Source organism: Amycolatopsis sp. NPDC004747 (genome assembly GCF_053601335.1).
Map to the genome: position 1 here is coordinate 133656 of NZ_JBSGBQ010000013.1, position 17402 is coordinate 151057.

The 17402-nt window shown below is 72.5% G+C and carries 18 protein-coding genes; 9 read left to right on the forward strand and 9 right to left on the reverse strand.

All coding sequences use genetic code 11. From position 1 onward, the window contains the following. The first annotated feature begins 74 nt into the window (after positions 1–74). Complete coding sequence (locus tag ACWEGE_RS22520) at positions 75–500, forward strand: hypothetical protein (protein ID WP_449662396.1); 426 nt, start codon at positions 75–77, stop codon at positions 498–500. Here ACWEGE_RS22520 and ACWEGE_RS22525 read toward each other — a convergent pair. Further along, a complete protein-coding gene (locus ACWEGE_RS22525) occupies positions 479–1327 on the reverse strand; it encodes an aminodeoxychorismate lyase (protein WP_449662397.1) in 849 nt (282 codons plus the stop codon). The two genes, ACWEGE_RS22520 and ACWEGE_RS22525, sit on opposite strands and share 22 nt — an antisense overlap. A 31-nt stretch (positions 1328–1358) precedes the next feature. Between ACWEGE_RS22525 and ygfZ the strand changes: the two genes are divergently transcribed. From ygfZ to ACWEGE_RS22540, 3 genes are read left to right on the forward strand one after another with little or no spacing between them, the layout of a single operon-like run. Further along, on the forward strand, positions 1359–2489 hold the full coding sequence (gene ygfZ, locus ACWEGE_RS22530) for a CAF17-like 4Fe-4S cluster assembly/insertion protein YgfZ (RefSeq protein WP_449662398.1): 1131 nt from the start codon (positions 1359–1361) through the stop codon (positions 2487–2489). A 49-nt stretch (positions 2490–2538) separates the two neighbouring features. Further along, positions 2539–3102: an RsiG family protein gene (locus ACWEGE_RS22535; protein ID WP_449662399.1), complete on the forward strand. Its 564-nt coding sequence runs from the start codon at positions 2539–2541 to the stop codon at positions 3100–3102. After that, entirely contained in the window at positions 3099–4031 is a 933-nt protein-coding gene (locus tag ACWEGE_RS22540; protein ID WP_449662400.1) for an asparaginase, read from the forward strand. The genes ACWEGE_RS22535 and ACWEGE_RS22540 overlap by 4 nt, the downstream gene beginning before the upstream one ends. Before the next feature lie 369 nt (positions 4032–4400). On the opposite strand, the gene ACWEGE_RS22545 is transcribed toward ACWEGE_RS22540, so the two are convergent. Further along, positions 4401–5297 (reverse strand): hypothetical protein, encoded by an 897-nt coding sequence (locus ACWEGE_RS22545; RefSeq protein ID WP_449662401.1) that lies wholly within the window; start codon positions 5295–5297, stop codon positions 4401–4403. A 207-nt stretch (positions 5298–5504) separates the two neighbouring features. On the opposite strand from ACWEGE_RS22545, the gene ACWEGE_RS22550 reads away from it, so the two are divergent. Beyond that, positions 5505–5699, forward strand: a complete 195-nt coding sequence (locus ACWEGE_RS22550) for a DUF3073 domain-containing protein (protein WP_003056942.1) — start codon at positions 5505–5507, stop codon at positions 5697–5699. Between the two features lie 124 nt (positions 5700–5823). Beyond that, a complete protein-coding gene (locus tag ACWEGE_RS22555) occupies positions 5824–6678 on the forward strand; it encodes a 3-hydroxybutyryl-CoA dehydrogenase (protein ID WP_449662402.1) in 855 nt (284 codons plus the stop codon). Here ACWEGE_RS22555 and ACWEGE_RS22560 read toward each other — a convergent pair. The 4 genes from ACWEGE_RS22560 to ACWEGE_RS22575 form a co-directional block, all read right to left on the reverse strand. Continuing rightward, the gene (locus ACWEGE_RS22560; protein WP_449662403.1) at positions 6669–7499 is read right to left on the reverse strand and encodes an ECF transporter S component; all 831 of its coding nucleotides are present in this window, start codon (positions 7497–7499) and stop codon (positions 6669–6671) included. The genes ACWEGE_RS22555 and ACWEGE_RS22560 overlap by 10 nt on opposite strands. A gap of 679 nt (positions 7500–8178) precedes the next feature. Further along, positions 8179–9777, reverse strand: coding sequence for an ABC transporter ATP-binding protein (locus tag ACWEGE_RS22565; RefSeq protein ID WP_449662404.1), 1599 nt, complete (start codon positions 9775–9777; stop codon positions 8179–8181). Further along, positions 9774–10835: a CbiQ family ECF transporter T component gene (locus ACWEGE_RS22570; protein ID WP_449662405.1), complete on the reverse strand. Its 1062-nt coding sequence runs from the start codon at positions 10833–10835 to the stop codon at positions 9774–9776. The genes ACWEGE_RS22565 and ACWEGE_RS22570 overlap by 4 nt, the downstream gene beginning before the upstream one ends. Continuing rightward, positions 10825–11457: a hypothetical protein gene (locus ACWEGE_RS22575; RefSeq protein ID WP_449662406.1), complete on the reverse strand. Its 633-nt coding sequence runs from the start codon at positions 11455–11457 to the stop codon at positions 10825–10827. The genes ACWEGE_RS22570 and ACWEGE_RS22575 overlap by 11 nt, the downstream gene beginning before the upstream one ends. A 77-nt stretch (positions 11458–11534) precedes the next feature. Between ACWEGE_RS22575 and ACWEGE_RS22580 the strand changes: the two genes are divergently transcribed. The 3 genes from ACWEGE_RS22580 (at position 11535) to ACWEGE_RS22590 (ending at position 14296) form a co-directional block, all read left to right on the forward strand. After that, on the forward strand, positions 11535–12443 hold the full coding sequence (locus ACWEGE_RS22580; RefSeq protein WP_449662407.1) for a Gfo/Idh/MocA family protein: 909 nt from the start codon (positions 11535–11537) through the stop codon (positions 12441–12443). Between the two features lie 268 nt (positions 12444–12711). Further along, complete coding sequence (locus tag ACWEGE_RS22585; protein ID WP_449662408.1) at positions 12712–13368, forward strand: VanZ family protein; 657 nt, start codon at positions 12712–12714, stop codon at positions 13366–13368. A gap of 178 nt (positions 13369–13546) precedes the next feature. Further along, the gene (locus ACWEGE_RS22590; RefSeq protein WP_449662409.1) at positions 13547–14296 is read left to right on the forward strand and encodes a GNAT family N-acetyltransferase; all 750 of its coding nucleotides are present in this window, start codon (positions 13547–13549) and stop codon (positions 14294–14296) included. Here ACWEGE_RS22590 and arfB read toward each other — a convergent pair. Genes arfB through purF form a run of 3 tightly spaced genes read right to left on the reverse strand, consistent with a single transcriptional unit; the run spans position 14293 to position 17383 of the window. Further along, positions 14293–14709, reverse strand: a complete 417-nt coding sequence (arfB, locus tag ACWEGE_RS22595; protein ID WP_449662511.1) for an alternative ribosome rescue aminoacyl-tRNA hydrolase ArfB — start codon at positions 14707–14709, stop codon at positions 14293–14295. The two genes, ACWEGE_RS22590 and arfB, sit on opposite strands and share 4 nt — an antisense overlap. A gap of 48 nt (positions 14710–14757) precedes the next feature. Then, the gene (purM, locus tag ACWEGE_RS22600) at positions 14758–15828 is read right to left on the reverse strand and encodes a phosphoribosylformylglycinamidine cyclo-ligase (RefSeq protein ID WP_449662410.1); all 1071 of its coding nucleotides are present in this window, start codon (positions 15826–15828) and stop codon (positions 14758–14760) included. 28 nt (positions 15829–15856) lie between these two features. Continuing rightward, positions 15857–17383 (reverse strand): amidophosphoribosyltransferase, encoded by a 1527-nt coding sequence (purF, locus tag ACWEGE_RS22605; protein ID WP_176174135.1) that lies wholly within the window; start codon positions 17381–17383, stop codon positions 15857–15859. Between the last annotated feature and the right edge of the window lie 19 nt (positions 17384–17402).

Here is a 17402-nt window from a genome sequence, read left to right on the forward strand (position 1 = left end):
AGACCGGGATCACCCGGTGCACCCGTCCGGGTAGGGGCCGGAACCATGTCGCGCCGTCACCCGTCCTCATAAGCGTGGAACAGGTGACGATCAGCGGTGGCACGGGTTTCCTGGACGTGAACGCGCGGGCGCGGGCGGAGCTGCCGCAGTCGCTGCGGATCGCGCTGGCCACCGGCCAGCTGCGCCGCCCGCTGGCCACCACCCTCGGGCCGGTCCTCGACCTGCTCGTCGACGGCGACTACCGGGTGAGCGGCCCGGAGCGGCTCCCGGAGGGCGGGCAGCTCACGCCGACCGACGCCTGGCCGCCGTCGGACGAGGCCCGCGTCGGCTACTACCGGACGGCCATCCGCGCCGGGCACCGGCCGGTCGCGGTGGTGCTGGCCGACGGCGAACGCGAGCTGATCATCGACGGCCACCACAAGATCGCCGCCTACCGCGCCGAAGAGGTCGCCCCCGCGGTCGTCCGGATCAGCCAGGGTCAGGCGTATTCGCCCTCGTAGGCCGCGACGAGCTCGGCGTACACCGCGGTGGAGTCCGGCAGCCGCTCGCCGTCCAGCGTGTGCACCCGGGTCAGCTTGCGGACGCTGGAGGCCATGAACACGCCGTCGCCCTCGACGAGGTCGCGCACGGTCAGCGGCTCCACCTTGACTGCCCAGCCCGCCTTCTCGGCCCCGCGGAACACCGCGGCCTGGGTGGTGCCCGGCAGGATCCCGATGCTCGGCGGCGGCGTGTAGAGCGTCCGCCCCTTCGCGAGCACGACGGTCGAGGTCGGCCCTTCGAAGACCGAACCGTCGGCCGCGGTGAAAATCACATCCTCGGCCCCGCGGCGACCCGCCTCGCGCACGGCGGCCATGTTCACCGCGTACGACAACGGCTTCGCCCCGAGCAGCAGCCACGGCGCGCGCTCGGCGAGATCCGGCGGGAAACCGCGTTCGAGGGTGATCGCGGCGACGCCTCCGGCGCGGGCCTTCACGACCGGCGGCGCGACCTCCGAACCGAGCGCGAAGCCGGTCGGTACCGCGGCCGGGTCGGCGTCGGAACCCCTCGTGTACACCAGTTTCAGCACCATTTCGGCGCCACCGGACCACCGTTCGAGCACCTGCGAGACGACCCGCTCCCACGCCGTGAGGTCGGGCTCGGGCAGGTCGAGCATGGCCGCCGAACGGGCCAGCCGGTCGAGGTGCGGCCGCAGTTCCCGGGGCTTGCCGTCGACGACGAGGATCGTTTCGAAGACGCCGTCGCCGCGCATCAGCCCGAGGTCGTCGACCTTGATCTGGGCCACGTCGGGGTCGGCCGGGGTTCCGTCGAGGAAGACGAGCACGCGCATGCCGACACGGTACTCACCTAGGCTGGGCGGTATGCCGTACCGCTCGCCGCTGCTGGACGTGCCCGGATCGATCCCTTCACCCGACGATCACCCCGAAGCCGGCGTCCCCTGGCACTGGGGCGACCCCTTCGCGGAGCAGCGCACGGCCTCGCGCAGCGTGGTCGTGATCGACCGGTCGCACCGCGAGTTCCTCGCCGTGACCGGCGAAGAACGGCTGTCGTGGCTGCACCTGGTCATCTCCCAGCACGTGACCGGGCTGGCCGAGGGGTCCGGGACCGAAGCGCTGGTCCTCGACAGCCAGGGCCGCGTCGAAACGCACATGGTGGTCGCGCACCTCGACGGCACGGTCTACCTCGACACCGATCCGGCCCCCCGCGTGACGAGCGCGCTGCCGAAGGGCGGCCCCCAGACGCTGCGCGAGTACCTCGAAGCGATGAAGTTCTGGTCCAAGGTGGACATCCGGGACGCGACCGGCGAGCTCGCGCTGCTCACCGTGCTGGGCCCGGACGCCGAGCGCGTGCTGAGCGCGGTCGGCGCCGAAGTCGGCCCGGAGCCGTACGCGGTGGCCGCGCTGCCGGGTGGCGGGTTCGTGCGGCGGATGCCGTGGCCGGGACGCTCGAGCGTCGACCTGGCGGTGCCGCGCGACCAGCTCGTGGACTGGTGGCAGCGGCTCACCGACGCGGGCGCGCGGGCGGCGGGCAGCTGGGTGTTCGACGCGCTGCGGGTCGAGTCGGTGCGGCCGCGGGTGGGCGTCGACACCGACGACCGCACGATCCCGCACGAAGCGGGCTGGGTCGGCTCGGCCGCGCACGTGGCGAAGGGCTGCTACCGCGGCCAGGAAACGGTGTCGAAGGTCCACAACGTGGGACGTCCGCCGCGGAACCTGCTCCTGCTGCACCTCGACGGTTCGCCCGAGGTCACGCCGGAGACCGGCGACCCGGTGCTGCTGGACGGCCGGACGGTCGGCCGGATCGGCACGGTGATCCAGCACCACGAGCTGGGCCCGATCGCGTTGGCGCTGGTCAAGCGGTCGACGCCGGTGGGCGCGGAGCTGCTGGCGGGTTCGGGGGACAACCTCGTCCAGGCGGCCATCGACCCCGATTCGGTGCCGCCCGAACAGCCCGCACCGGGCCGTGCGGCAGCCGCGCAACTCCGTGGCTGAACGAAAGCCCCTGACAGCGAGATCACGCTCAACCGGGATAAACTGCGCTGTGATCGAAGTGCGGCCCGGCGGCAGGCGGCGGATCGACCGCGTGCTCGGCCCGGGATACCTCAGCGGCCTGGGTGAACTGCCGCTGAAGGTGCTGCGCGAGCGGCGCGACGAAGCCGCGCAGGAAGAGACCGACCTGTCGTACCTGCGCCGTCTCCTGCACGCCCGGATCGACATCGTGCGCGCGGAGCAGGCCCGGCGCAGCTCGGGCGGCGAAGCGAGCATCGTCGACCAGCTGGCGACGATCCTGGCCGACAACGCACTGGGCCCGGCGGCGGGCTCGGGCCGTCACCAGCAGCTGGAGCCCTCCCGCGCCGGCGAGCACCGGCGGCACGCGGAGGCCCTGATCGGCGACACGGACCTGACCGACGTCGAGTCCTTGTCGGACGAGAAGCTCGCTTCCGCTTTGGACACGTACGCGCGCGAAGAGCTGTCGGTGTCGTCGTTCCGCCGCGAGGTCCAAGGCGTGATGGACACGCTGAACGCGGAGATCGCGAAGCGCTACCAGCAGGGATCGGCCACAGTGGACGAGCTGCTGGAGAACGAAGGCGGCCGCGGCGAGTGACCAACCCCGTGCTCGCCGAAGTCGTCCGGTCCGATTTCGTCGAAAGCGCTCACCGCGGCGCGCTGGTGATCACCGGCCCGGAGGGTTCCGTTCGGCTGGCGCTGGGAGACGTGGTCTCGCCGGTGTACCCGCGGTCGTCGAACAAGCCGCTGCAGGCGGTCGGGATGCTGCGGGCGGGGCTGGGCTTCACGGGCGAGGACCTGGCGCTGGCGTGCGCGTCGCATTCGGGCGAGCCCGGCCACGTGAAGCGGGTCTTGGAGCTGCTCTCGGCGGCGGGCCTGAGCGAGGCCGACCTGGCGTGCCCGCCGGACTTCCCGCTCCACGTCCCGAGCATGCGCGACGCGGCCGAGCCGCGCCGGGTGATGATGAACTGTTCGGGCAAACATGCGGCGATGCTGACGACGTGCGTCCGGGCGGGCTGGCCGCTGTCGGGGTACGCGGCGCCGGATCACCCGCTGCAGCAGGCTCTCGCCGCGGCCGTCTCGTCGCTGACCGGCGAGCCGATCGCCCACACGGGTGTCGACGGGTGTGGCGCGCCGCTGTTCGCGTTCTCCCTGACGGGGCTGGCCCGCGCGTTCGGCCGGCTGGCTTCCGCTTCCGAGGGTCCCTCGGCGGAGGTGGCCTCGGCGATGCGCGCGCACCCGTGGCTGGTTGCGGGGACGGGCCGCGAGGACACGGCGCTGATGTCCGGTGTGGAGGGTCTGGTCGCCAAGGCGGGCGCGGAGGGTGTCCAGGCGTTCGCCCTGCCGGACGGGTTCGCGGTGGCGATCAAGATGGACGACGGCGCGAAACGGGCTTGCGCACCACTGGCGGTTTCGGCGTTGCGGTACCTCGGGGTGGACGTGTCGGGCCTCGAGGAGCTGGCCCGGCCGACCGTGTCCGGCGGCGGGGAGCCGGTGGGGGAGATCCGGGTGCCGGAGCTGCGCTGACGGGCGGCGCGTGCGCCCGCGGGATCAAAGCGGCGGCTGATCGCGCCGGTCGCTCGCCTGTCGGATCGAGGCCCGCGCGCCGGCAGCCGCGGCTGACCGCGGCGGACCTGCCTGCCGGATCAAATCCCGCGTGCCGGCAGCCATAGCCGATCGCGGCCTGCCTGCCGGATCGAAGCCCGCGCAAGCCGCCACAGCTGACCGCGCCGGTCACCCGCCTGCCGCATCGAACCCCGCGCGGTCAGCCGCGGCTGACCGCGCGAGAGGCCCGGTGACCTGCACGGGCGTGACTGAGCAGCCCCCGTTTTCCACGCTACCGGCGGGCACCGACAGTTCCGGGCCGGACGCCTCGCCCGGGCGCCCGGTTGTCCACTAGTTGGCGCGCTCGCGGGCGGCCACGTCGCCCCAGAACTCGCGCAGGTCGGAGAACAGCTCGGCCAGCTCCTCGACGTTGCCCGAGCGCAGCGCGTCCAGGATGTCGTGCACCTCGTCCGCGGTGTTGTCGGCCTCCAGGACCGGGTCCGTGAACAGCTGCACCAGGCCGCCGTAGTCGAGTTCGACCACCGAGTGCTCGTGGAAGTTGTCCAGCCAGCGGCGCGTCTCGAACAGCACGCGGCCCGGCCCGGAGTCGCCGAACGTCTGCTCCAACAGCTCGCCGGCCTCGCGGGCGCGGTGCTGCGCGTCGGCGAGGGTGGCGCGCCAGGAGAGCTCGCGCTGGGGATCGGCGCGGCCGTTGCCGAGCACCAGGCGCCGCTCTTCCGGCTCGATCAGCACGAACCACGGCAGCGGGACCGTCCAGGTCGTCGACAACGTGTGCGCCGCCGACGTGCTGAGGTCCACCATCGCCGACTTCGTCCGGGCGCGGATCGTCTCCTGGGTGAAGCCGCCTTCGTCGAGGACGACGTTCTTCAGCGCCGGGTGGGCGTCGCCGAGGAAGGTGACGAGCGCGGCCGCCGAACGGGCGCGCAGCTCCAGCGGGCAGACGAGCGGCCCGTGCTCGGCCTTGCCGCCCGGTACTTCCGCGGGGTCCAGCACCAGGACGTCGGTCAGCAGGCTCGGCGCCGGACGGCCGTCGGCGAGCTCGGCGGGCAGCAGCCGCCGCGGCGCCGCCACCTGTGACTTGAGCCACATGGCCTGCTCGCGCGCCCCCGCGTCCGTCCGCCTCAGCTTGGCCGCCGCGACGGCCGCGCGCAGCCGCTCGTCCGGCGGATCGCCCAGGGCGAGCAGGGGTTCGTACACCCGCAGGTAAGCCACGAAGGGACGGAGCACGGGTAGATCGTGGCACGTCTACCTGCACCGATCGCCACCGACCGGCCGGTAACCGGTGTCCGGCGAACACTGTCGCGACCGGCACACCGTGCCACGTCGCATCGAACCCCCCGGACACGGTACGGTGTGAGCAGGAAAGAATTGTCGAGACGATGCGGGGCCGCCGATTCCCCCGGCCGCCCCGCCCCTGTGCGAGGGGGTCGAGCCATGGGGCGCGGCCGGGCTAAGGCCAAGCAGACGAAGGTGGCGCGTGAGCTCAAGTACAGCTCGCACGAGACCGACTTCGATGCTTTGCAGCGCGAGCTGTCGAGTAACTCCTCCAGTGACAACCACCACGAGGACCCTGCCGACAGCCGGTATGAAGACCCGTACGACGACGGGTACGACGAGTACCGTCGTTGAGCACGCGTAACCGCGCGAGGGCGTAGCCGGGCAAAACCCGGCGACCGCCCTCGCGCGCTGCGTGCTGCCCTCAAGTCGCGTCCACAGACGCGCCGGGGCTGCGAACCGATGAAGGAGTGAGCCGGTGGTAAGTCGGGTTGGAGTCGTCGGGGCGGGCCTCATGGGGTCCGGCATCGCCGAGGTGCACGCACGGTCCGGGTTGGACGTCGTGATCACCGAGGTGAACCAGCCGGCGCTCGACGCAGGCAGGGCGCGCATCGAGAAGTCGCTGCAACGCGGCGTCAAGAGCGGCAAGCTGACCACCGAGGACGCGGACGCGGCACTCGCCCGGGTCCGGTTCACCACGGACATCGCCGAGTTCGCCGACCGCGACCTGGTCATCGAGGCGATCCTCGAGCAGGAGCAGGCGAAGGTCGACGTCTTCCGCCAGCTGGACAAGATCGTCGAGGCCGAGGACGCGCTGTTCGCGTCCAACACGTCGTCGATCCCGATCATGAAGCTGGGCATGGCGACGAGCCGGCCGCAGCAGGTGGTCGGCATCCACTTCTTCAACCCGGTGCCGGTGCTGCCGCTGGTGGAGCTGGTGCCCTCGCTGCTGACCAGCGAGGAGACCGCCCGCCGCGCGGAGGAGCACGCGACGACGGCCCTGGGCAAGACCGTGATTCGCTCGCAGGACCGCGCCGGCTTCATCGTGAACTCGCTGCTGGTGCCGTACCTGCTTTCGGCGATCCGCATGATCGAGTCGGGCTTCGCGTCGGCCCAGGACATCGACCGCGGCATGGAGCTGGGTACGGCCCACCCGATGGGCCCGCTGCGGCTGTCCGACCTGATCGGGCTGGACACGGTCAAGGCCATCGCGGACTCGATGTACGCGGAGTTCAAGGAGCCGCTGTACTCGTCGCCGCCGCTGCTGCTGCGCATGGTGGACGCGGGCCTCCTCGGCAAGAAGACGGGCCGCGGCTTCTACTCCTACGGCTGACGCGCTTCGGACCGGTCGAAGCTCACCGGCGCGTCGAACGCCGCTCTCCTCGCGGCGCGCCTGAGCACGGCCAGAACGGCGGGCCCGAGCACCACGATGGCGACCGCGTTGGTGATCGCGCGGCCGGTGTCCCAGCCGAGGGTCGAGGTCAGGACGGTGTAGATGGCGAACCGGTGCAGGTTCTCCGCGAGCGGCGCGCCGGGCACGAAGCCGAGCTGCGTGCTGTCCCCGGCGAGGAACGGCCACGACCACAGGCTCATCAGCATGCCGAAGAAGTACGCCGCGAAGACGCCGTAGCCGACGAGCAGGGCGATCTCGGCCTTGCCGCGCGGTTTCCGCGGAAGCAGCCCGGCACCGAGCCCGATCAGCGACGACGCAAGCATCTGGAACGGCAGCCACGGCCCAACCCCGGCGGTGAGCAGCGCACTGGTGAACAGCGACGTCGAGCCGAGCACAAAGCCGAACCCGGGTCCGAAGACCCGGCCGGCGAGCACGAGCAGGAAGAAGACCAGTTCGATCCCACCGGTCCCGGCCCCGAGCGGCCGAAGCCCGGCGTTGACGGCCGAGAGCACGCCGAGGAGAGCGAGCGCCTTGGCATCGATGCCCCCACGGGACAGTTCGGCCAGGACAACGAGGATCAGCACGGGCAGGGTCGCCATGAAGACGAAGGGGGCATCACCGACATGCGCGGCCGCGGTCGGCCGGGGGTGGGCGAAGAGCGGCCAGCAGAACATGGCCAGCCCGAGAAGGCTCGCGACGGTGAGCACCACCGCGGGCCGCGGGGTCAGCCGGACGGGGCGCGGGCTGAGGAAGTCGCTCATGCCGGGGCCTCGGGCATTCCGGCGCTCGGGCATGGGCTGACAGGCGCGATCGCCGCTTGACGCAGGCAGTCGCCGACGCGATCGCCGTAGCCGGCCGCGGCGCGCAAGCCAGCTGCGGGGCGCAAGCTGGTCGCGGGGCGCAAGCCGGCTCCGGCACGCAAACCGGCCGAGGGGCGCAAGCCGCCTCCCGCACGCAAGCCGCCTCCGGCACACAAACCGACTGCGGCACGCAAACCGGCTCCCGCACGCAAACCGGCCGCGGCACGCAAGCCGCCTCCCGCGCGCAAGCCGGCTCCCGCACACAAGCCAGCTCCGGCACGCAAGCCGGATCCGGCACGCAAACCGGCCGCAGGGCGCAAGGCGACTGCGGCACGCAAGGCCGCCGCGGCACACGAGCCGGCCGCGGGGCGCAAGCCGACTGCGGCACGCAAGGCCGCCGCAGCGCACAAACCGGCTCCAGCACACAAGCCGCCTCCCTCGCGCAAACCGGCCGCGGGACGCAAGCCGCCTCCCGCGCGCAAGCCCGCCGTGGCGCGCGTGCCTGTTGCGGCGCGCAGGCCGGCTGCGGAGTGCTCGGCTGCCGGCGGAGGGCCGCTGACCGGGGCGCCCAGTCCAGCGGCAGCGCAGGCTCCTTCCCTTGGGCCCCCCGCCCCCCGCCCCCTCCCCACCCTCCCCGTTCTCATGCCAGCGCCTCGGCGACCTCGTCCACCGTCAGCCACTGCTGCGGGGCCAGGATCTTCGCCACCTGTGGTGCGAACGCCGGCGAGGCGACGATCACCTCCTTCGTCGGGCCGTCCGCCACCACCTCGCCCTCGGCCATGACCACCACTCGGCTCGCCACCGTGGCCACGAACTCGACGTCGTGGGTTGCCAGCACTACCGCGTGGCCCTGCGAGGCCAGCTCTCGCAGGGTCGCCGCGAAGCGCCTTTTTGCGTGGTAGTCGAGGCCGCGGGTCGGCTCGTCGAGCAGGACCAGCGGTGGGGCCGACGCCAGCTGGATCGCCAGCACCAACGCCAGTCGCTGCCCTTCCGAGAGGTCGCCGGGGTGCGCTTCACCGGCGATTCCGGGCGCCAGCCTGTCCAGCAGGGCCCGGGCCGTTCCCGCTGCCACCTCCGACTCGGTGTCCGCCTGTGCGCACTCGGCATCCACCGAATTGAGGTACAGCAGGTCGGCCGGGGTCTGCGGGACCAGGCCGACGCGCTGACGGGCCACTCGTGGCTTGAGCGAAGCCGGGTCCGCGCCACCGACGTCGACCTTCCCCGCCGACCTCGGGCCGCTGCCCTGCACCGCCCAGAGAAGCGACGACTTGCCGGAGCCGTTGCGTCCCATCAGCGCGACCACTTCCCCCGGTCCGACACGCAGGCTCACCCCGCGTACCGCCAGGACATCTCCGTATCGGACCACCACCCCTCTCACATCCAGTGCCGAACCGGTCACCGAGAGACTACGACCCACCACCGACAATTTCTGGAGCCGCGAGCGCAGCGGCCCCGCGACCCGCCGCGCGTCCCGGACCGAAAGCGGCAGCGGCGACCAGCCAGCCAGCCGCCCGAGCTCGGCGATCGGCGGGGCGATCGACGACGTCGCCAGGATCTCGGCCGGCGGCCCGGACCGCACCGAGCCGTCGCCCGGCAGGTACAGCAGCCGGTCGGCGTACTGGGCCACCCGCTCCATCCGGTGCTCCGCGACGATCACCGTCGTCCCCAGGTCGTGCACCAGCCGGGTGATCGCGGCGAGCACGTCCTCGGCGGCCGTCGGGTCCAGCGCCGACGTCGGCTCGTCCAGCACCACGACCGAGGGGTGCGCCGTCAGCACCGAGCCGATCGCGACGCGCTGCTGCTGCCCGCCCGACAGCGTCCGAAGTGGACGGTTGCGCAGGTCCGCGATGCCCAGCAGGTCCAGGGTTTCCTCGACGCGCTTGCGCATGACCTCCGGCGGCACCGCCAGCTGCTCCATCGCGTACGCGAGTTCCTCCTCGACGGTGTCCGTCACGAACCCGGCGAGCGGATCCTGCCCGACGACGCCGACGACCGAAGCCAGCTCCCGCGGCGGGTGGACAGCCGTGTCGAACCCGCCGACGACGACCCGGCCGGACAGCCAGCCGCCGGTGAAGTGCGGGACGAGCCCGTTGAGCGCGCCGAGGAACGTCGACTTCCCCGCTCCCGTCGGCCCCGCGACCAGGCACAGCTCGCCCTCTTCGACCTGCAGCGTCACGTCCGACAGCACCGGGCGTGACGCGTCCGGGTAGGTCACCGTGACCTGCGAAAACTCGATCATCGGGCGACCTCCGGAGCAGGGGGTGCGACGAACGCCGGCAGCACCGCGACCAGCACGGGCAGCGCGTGCACCCAGGACACCTCCGGCCAGCGCAGCGGGCTCAGCGAAGGGAACAGCAGGCCGGGGTCGATCCGGGCGGTCGCGAACAGCAGCGCGCACGCGCCGACGCCGGCCGCGACGACCAGCGTCTCGGGCAGGCGCCACGGGTCCGGCCGGTACGCCGTCCGCCGGACCCGGCGGCCGCCGAGGACGAAGCCCACGACCGCCATGCCCAGCCCGGCCGCCAGCATCGGCACGCCGAGCCAGGACGACGTCCCGTCGAGCACCCCGTAGACACCGACGCACACGCCGGCCAGCCCGGCCAGGACGCAGGACGCGATCAGCGCCCGCAGCCCGCCGCTCAGGTACGCCCGGCGGCCGTAGCCCCGGGAATCCATCGCGGCCGCCAGCCGCAGCGATCGGTCCATCGCGTCCGCCAGCACGGGCACCACGATGCCCTTGACCGCCCGCGGCCCGCGAACCCGGCCCGCCCGCAGCCGCCGCGCCCGCCGCACGCGCTGCACGCTCTCGACGAGCTGCGGGGCGACCGTCAGCGCCACCGTGACCGCCGTCCCGACCTCGGACAACGCGCCCGGAACCGCCTTGAGCAGGCGTTTCGGGTTGGCCAGGGCGTTCGCCGCGCCGACGCAGACGACCATCGTCGCCAGCCGCAGACCGTCGTAGCAGCCGCCGAGCAGCGCCTCCGCCGACACCGGCCCGAACAGGGACAGCCCGGCGGCGAGCGGGATGCGCGGCAGCGTGAACAGCACGTGCCCGCCGTCTTCGCCGCCGATCAGGATCCGGAACAGCACGCGCGAGGCGACGATCAGCGCGCCGACGTAGACGTACAGCCGGAACGCCAGCGCCCAGGGCGCGTCACTCCGCCGGTTCGCGACGACGAACCCGGCGACGGCGATGATCAGGCCGAGCAGCAGCGGGTTCGTCGTCCGGCTGGCGGCGACGGCCAGCGCGAGCGCCCAGACCCACCAGGCGCCGGGGTGCAGCGCCCTACTGCGCACGCCGACGCCGCCGGCGCGACGCGACGAACACGCCCGCGCCACCGAGCACCAGGACGACGGCGGCACCGATCACGAAGCCCCACGGGAACTCGATGTCGCCGGCCTTCGAGACGTCCGGGACAGCCGTCCCGGTCTGCCGGACCGGCGGCACGCGAGGCGGCGTCGGCAGGTCGTTCGCCGACTTCGGCCGCGCGAACGCCCAGCCCTCGAACCCACCGGGAGCCGGCTTCGCGGTCTGCGCGCCTTCCTGGCTCGACGTCCAGGTGCCCCTGGCGGAGGCGTGCCAGTAGCTCCAGTACGCCGTCGCCGACGGCATCCCCGCACAGGACTCGACGTCGGGGCCAGGCTTGCCGTTGATCCGGCACGCCACCGCGAGGCCGTACTTCTGCGAGCCGGCCACCTCGATCCCGGCCTCCTGCAGGGCGGCGATGCCGTTCGCGGGCGTCCCGGCGGCGCAGCGGATCAGCGGCTGCGGCCCGAGGTCGCCGAAGTCCACGACCACCGTCACGCCGCCGCCCTCCGGGCAGGCCCCGTCGGTGCCCGCCGCCGAAGCGGGTGCGGCACCCACGAAGGCGGCACCGAACAGGAGAGCGCAGACGACGGCGAACCGGGAGGCGATCATGCAGGCACTTTAACCACGTCGTCACCCGCCGCAGGTGCGGTTCCGGAGCGACGCGGGACACACCTAGACTGCGGGCCGTGGGACAGCTCATCGCGGACGGACAGCTGCGCGTCGGCCTGATCGGCGCCGGCCCGTGGGCGACGACGATCCACGCACCCGGACTGGCGGATCACCCCGGCACCGCGCTGACCGCGGTCTGGGCCCGGCGGCCCGAAGCGGCGCAAACGCTTGCGGAAACGCACTGCGCGGCCGCAGCCGGCAGCGTCGAGGAGCTGTTCGAGCAGGTGGACGCGGTCGCGTTCGCCGTTCCGCCGTCGATCCAGGCCGAGCTGGGCGTGCGCGCGGCCGAGGCCGGGAAGCACCTGATCCTGGAGAAGCCGATCGCCGCGGACCTGGCCGGTGCGCAGCGGCTGGCCGACGCGGTCACGGCCGCCGACGTGGCCGCGCTGGTCGTGCTGACCCTGCGCTACTCGACGCAGACGCAGGAGTGGCTCGCCGGGCTCGCCCAGGCCGGCGGCTGGGCGGGTGGCGGGGCGCGCTGGCTGTCCGGCGCGCTGCTCGGCGGCCAGTACGCCGGCTCGGAGTGGCGACAGGAGGACGGCGGCGCGCTGTTCGACATCGGCCCGCACGCCCTCGACCTGCTGGACGCCGCGCTCGGCCCGATCACCGAGGTCGTGGCGGCCCGGCAGAGCCCCGGCGACCTCTGGCACCTGATGCTCGCGCACGAAGCCGGCGTGATCAGCACGGCCACGCTCTCGCTGCGGCTGCCGGTGCAGCCGACCGTCGTCGAGGTCGCCGTCTGGGGCGAGCACGGGTACCGGACGCTCGGGCGCAAACCGGGCTCGGCGCAGGAGTCCTACACCGCACTGCTGGATGATTTCGCGGCGATGATCGCGAGCGGCACGACGGCGCACCCCTGCGACGTCCGGCGCGGCCTCCACCTGCAACGGCTGCTCGAGCAGGCACGCGAACTGGCCACGAAGTAGTACACAGGCCAGCCTGACGCCTTTCCCTTGCACCACAACGCTTCCCGAGTTGTCCCCGGAATTCATCCACAGGGTTGTCCATAGCCTCCACTGTGGACAGTGTGTCCCCTGACCGAACCATGATCGAACCACCGGCGCCACCGGAAAGATCACCGAATAGTGCGGTCCGCTCGGAATGCCGAGTCGATCCCGTGATGCGAAGGTGATCTTGCAAGGGGTCGTTCGCAATGCGCACTGAAGATCTTGAGGGGTTCGAGAAGGGAGGCGCATGGGAGCTCTGCTGCGCGCCTTCTGGGGGATGATTCCGATTTCGGCCATCGCGCTGCCGTACGCGCTGCTCGGCTGGCCACTGCTCGCGGCGAGGCGCCGCCGGAGGATGGCCGCCCGCCGCGCGAGCGCGACGGCCGCCGTCGACTGCGCCGCGCTCCTCGTCGCCTTCCTGGTGTTTTGCCTGGTCATCATGCCTGTCGGCGGGTCCGCGGACAGCACGCTGGACCTCGTGCCCGGCGCCGACGTCGCGGCCGCGCTCGGCAGTGACGGGTCACTTTGGCAGGTGATCGGCAACGTCCTGCTGCTCGGCCCGCTCGGCGCGCTGCTGCCCCTGCGGATCCGCCGCCTGCGCGCGCTGCCACGCATCGCGCTGGCCGCGCTGGTGGCGTCCGTGTTGGTGGAAGGTACGCAATATCTGATCCACACCGGTCGCGTGACGTCGGCCGACGACGTCCTGCTCAACACGGTCGGCGCCACGCTCGGCGCTGCGCTGAGCCGCCGGGGCTGGCGCGCGCTGGACGCGGCACCACCGGCCCCGGTCGCGATCCCGCTGCCGCGCCGCACCGTCTGCGAAGCTCCGACGCTCCGGATGCGGGTGCCGAGATCGGTGTGGGACACGCGCTACGCGGCCATCGCCCACCCGGAACGCCGGTAAATCCGGTTGCCGGCCGTGCGACCATGGCCGGGAAGAGCCTCCGTCGACTTCAAGGAATGACCGCCTATGCCTGGCGCCGCCTCCGGCGTCGGCCCCCGCTAGGCCCGACGCCCAGCGATCCGCCCGCAGGCCCGGTCCGCGGGCCGCGGTTCCTTGACGTGCTCTTCGAAAGGCTCACATGTCCGCCATTCAGGCTTATGTCCGCGCGACGGCACCGCGCGGCCGGGAGACCGAACGGATCGGCCCGTTCCTCGCCACCTACGCACCGGGCGACCACCCGATGCTCAACTACGCGATCCCGGACGACGGGGCGCAGCCGACGCCGGCCGAGATCGACGCGCTGACCGCGGCCTACCGGCGGCGGGACCTGCTCCCGCGGCTGGAGTACTTCGCCGACGTCGCTCCCGAACTGGAGAAACTGCTGGTCGGAGCGGGGTACGAGCTCGAACGGCGGGTGCCGCTGATGACGTGCGCGCCGGGCGAGCGCGTCGACCGGGCGGCCCCGGCCGGGATCCGGCTGCGCGTGCCGGAGTCCGAGGAGGACCTCCGGGGGATGCGGGAAGCGCAGAACACCGCGTTCGGCGAACCCGCGGAAATCGGCGACGAAGAGGTCGCGCAGCTCAAAGCCGGTCTCGAAGCCGGTGCGCGGCACCTCCTGGCGGAGGACGCCGTCACCGGGGCCGTGGTCGGCGGCGGGCTCGCCCTCGAAATCGTCGACGGCACCACCGAGATCGCCGGGATCGCCGTGCTCGAGCCGTACCGCGGCCGCGGGATCGCGGCGGCGCTCACCGCGCAGCTCACCCGCGAAGTCCACGAGGCCGGCGCGCACACGGCGTTCCTCACCCCCGGTGACCTGGGGATCGGCCGAATCTACGCCCGGGTCGGCTACCGGCCGGCCGGGGAGTGCGTGCACCTGTCGCTGACCTAGTCGTCGAAGCGCCCGGAACGGCCCTTCTTCACGTCGCTCCGGCGCTTCTTCGACGCCAGGCGGCGCTCCTTCGAACCGCGGGACGGCTTCGTGGGGCGTCGCTTGGCCGGCGGCGGCGCGGACGCGTCCATCAGCAGGTTCGCCAGCCGGCCGCGCGCGGCCTCACGGTTCTGCAGCTGCGACCGGTGTTCGCTGGCCGCGATCGTCAGGACGCCGTCGACCAGCCGCGAACCGAGCCCGGCCAGCACCCGGTCACGCAGGTGCTCGGGGATCGACGGCGAGGCAGCCACGTCGAAGGACAGCTCGACGCGCGAGTCCGTGGTGTTCACACCCTGCCCGCCCGGGCCGGACGACCGCGAAAAGCGCTCGCTCAACTCGGCTCCCGGGATCGTGAACCGGGAGCCGACCACCACGTCTTCGGCTGCCACCCCTCAAGTGTGACAGCCGCGAGCAAGAGCGTTTCAGAACCGCGGGTGGTCGCCCGAGAGGACCGCGCGCGGGCCGTCGACGTCTTCGGCCGGCTGGACGTCGCCGAGCACCCACGCCGGGACGTGCCGCGCGGTCAGCATGGCCAGCGCGCGGTCGACGTCCTCGGCGCCGACGATCGCGACCATGCCGACGCCCATGTTGAACGTCTTCTCCAGCTCGGCGCGCTCGACCTTGCCGCGCTGGCCGATCAGCGCGAACACCGGCGCCGGCGTCCAGGTGCCGCGTTCGAGCCGGGCGACCAGGCCGCGCGGCATGACCCGGGCCAGGTTGGCCTCCAGGCCGCCGCCGGTGATGTGCGCGAACGTCCGGACCTCGGTCTCGGCGGCGAGCGCCAGGCAGTCCTTCGCGTAGATGCGCGTCGGCTCCAGCATCTCCTCGCCGAGGGTGCGGCCGAACTCCTCGACGTGCCCGTCGAGCGGCATCCGGGCGATGTCCAGCAGCACGTGCCGGGCCAGCGAGTAGCCGTTGGAGTGCAGGCCGGACGAGCCGAGAGCCAGCACGACGTCACCGGGGCGGACCTTCTCCGGCGAGAGCAGCTGCGACGCCTCGACCACGCCGACACCGGTGGCCGACATGTCGTAGTCGTGCTCGCCCATCAGGCCCGGGTGCTCGGCGGTCTCGCCGCCGAGCAGCGCGCAGCCGGCCCGGACGCAGCCCTCGGCGATGCCGCCGACCAGCGCGGCGATCTTCTCCGGGTGCACCTTGCCGACGGCGATGTAGTCCTGCAGGAACAGCGGCTCGGCCCCGGTCACGACCAGGTCGTCCACCACCATCGCGACCAGGTCGATGCCGACCGTGTCGTGCTTGTCGAGCGCCTGCGCGACCGCGATCTTCGTGCCGACGCCGTCGGTCGAGGACGCGAGCACCGGCTCCTTCCACTTGTCGAGCTTCAGGGAGAAGAGCCCGGCGAAACCGCCGACGCCACCCATCACCTCGGGCCGCGTCGCCCGCTCGGCGTGCGGCTTGAGCAGCTCGACAGCTTCGTCGCCGGCCTCGATGCTGACGCCGGCGGCGGCGTACGTGGCGCTCGTGGACTCGCTCACGGTGGACGGACTCCCTACTGGAAGGAACTCAGGGACGCCGGACGGCGTCTTCGGCACCGTACCCGGCGGGACTGACGGGGGTTGCCGCGCCATTGACCGCGTCCAGGCTTTCAAGCAGGTGCTTTCCGATCAGCGCGTCCTCCGGCAGCGGGATCGGGTACTCGCCCGAGAAGCACGCCGTGCACAGCCGCGACTTCGGCTGTTCCGCCGCCGCGACCAGGCCGTCCAGGGAAATGTAGCCCAGCGAGTCGGCCCCGATCGAGCGGCGGATGCCGTCGAGGTCGACGCCGTTCGCGACCAGCTCGGCCCGCGACGCGAAGTCGATGCCGTAGAAGCACGGCCAGCGCACGGGCGGTGACGCGATCCGGACGTGCACCTCGAGCGCGCCGGCCTCCCGCAGCATCCGGACGAGCGCGCGCTGGGTGTTGCCGCGGACGATCGAGTCGTCCACCACGACCAGGCGCTTGCCGCGGATGACGTCGCGCAGCGGGTTCAGCTTGAGCCGGATGCCCAGCTGGCGGATGGTCTGCGACGGCTGGATGAACGTCCGCCCGACGTAGGCGTTCTTCACCAGGCCGGTGCCGTACGGGATGCCCGAGCCCTGCGCGTAGCCGATCGCGGCCGGGGTGCCCGACTCCGGCACCGGCATCACCAGGTCGGCCTCGACCGGCTGCTCGGCGGCGAGGCGGCGGCCGATCTCGACGCGGGTGGCGTGCACGCCGCGGCCGGCGATCGTGGTGTCCGGGCGGGCGAGGTAGACGTACTCGAAGACGCAGCCCTTGGGGTCCGGGTTCGCGAACCGCGAGGAGCGCAGGCCCGCGGCGTCGATCGCGATCAGCTCGCCCGGCTCGACCTCGCGGACGAAGGACGCGCCGACGATGTCGAGGCCCGCCGTCTCGCTCGAGACGACCCAGCCGCGCTCGAGCCTGCCGAGCACCAGCGGGTGCACGCCGTGCGGGTCGCGGGCCGCGTACAGCGTGTTTTCGTCGGAGAACACCAGGCAGAAGGCGCCCTTGAGGGTGGGCAGCAGCTCCATGGCGGCGGCCTCGATGCCCTTGTCGGCGGCGTTCGCGGCGAGCAGCCCGCAGATCAGGTCGGAGTCGCTCGACGAGCCGGTCAGGCCCGCGTGCGGCTTCAGGCCCGCTTCGATGGTGCGTTCGCGCAGCTCGGCCGTGTTGACCAGGTTGCCGTTGTGGGCGAAGGAGAGACCGCTGCCGGTCTCGGTGGTGCGGAAGATCGGCTGGGCGTTCTCCCAGATGGTCGCGCCGGTGGTCGAGTACCGGCAGTGACCGACGGCGATGTGACCCTGCAGTGACTGCAGGATCTGCTCGTCGAACACCTGGCTGACCAGGCCGAGGTCCTTGAAGACCACGATCTGGGAGCCGTCGGAGACGGAGATGCCGGCGGCCTCCTGGCCCCGGTGCTGCAGGGCGTAGAGGCCGTAGTAGGTCAGCTTCGCGACTTCTTCCCCGGGAGCCCAGACGCCGAAGACGCCACACTCCTCACGGGGTTCCGGTTCGGGCTGGTCGGACACGAGCTGCGGGTCGGAAACCACCGAGGAGCTCCTGGGAAGA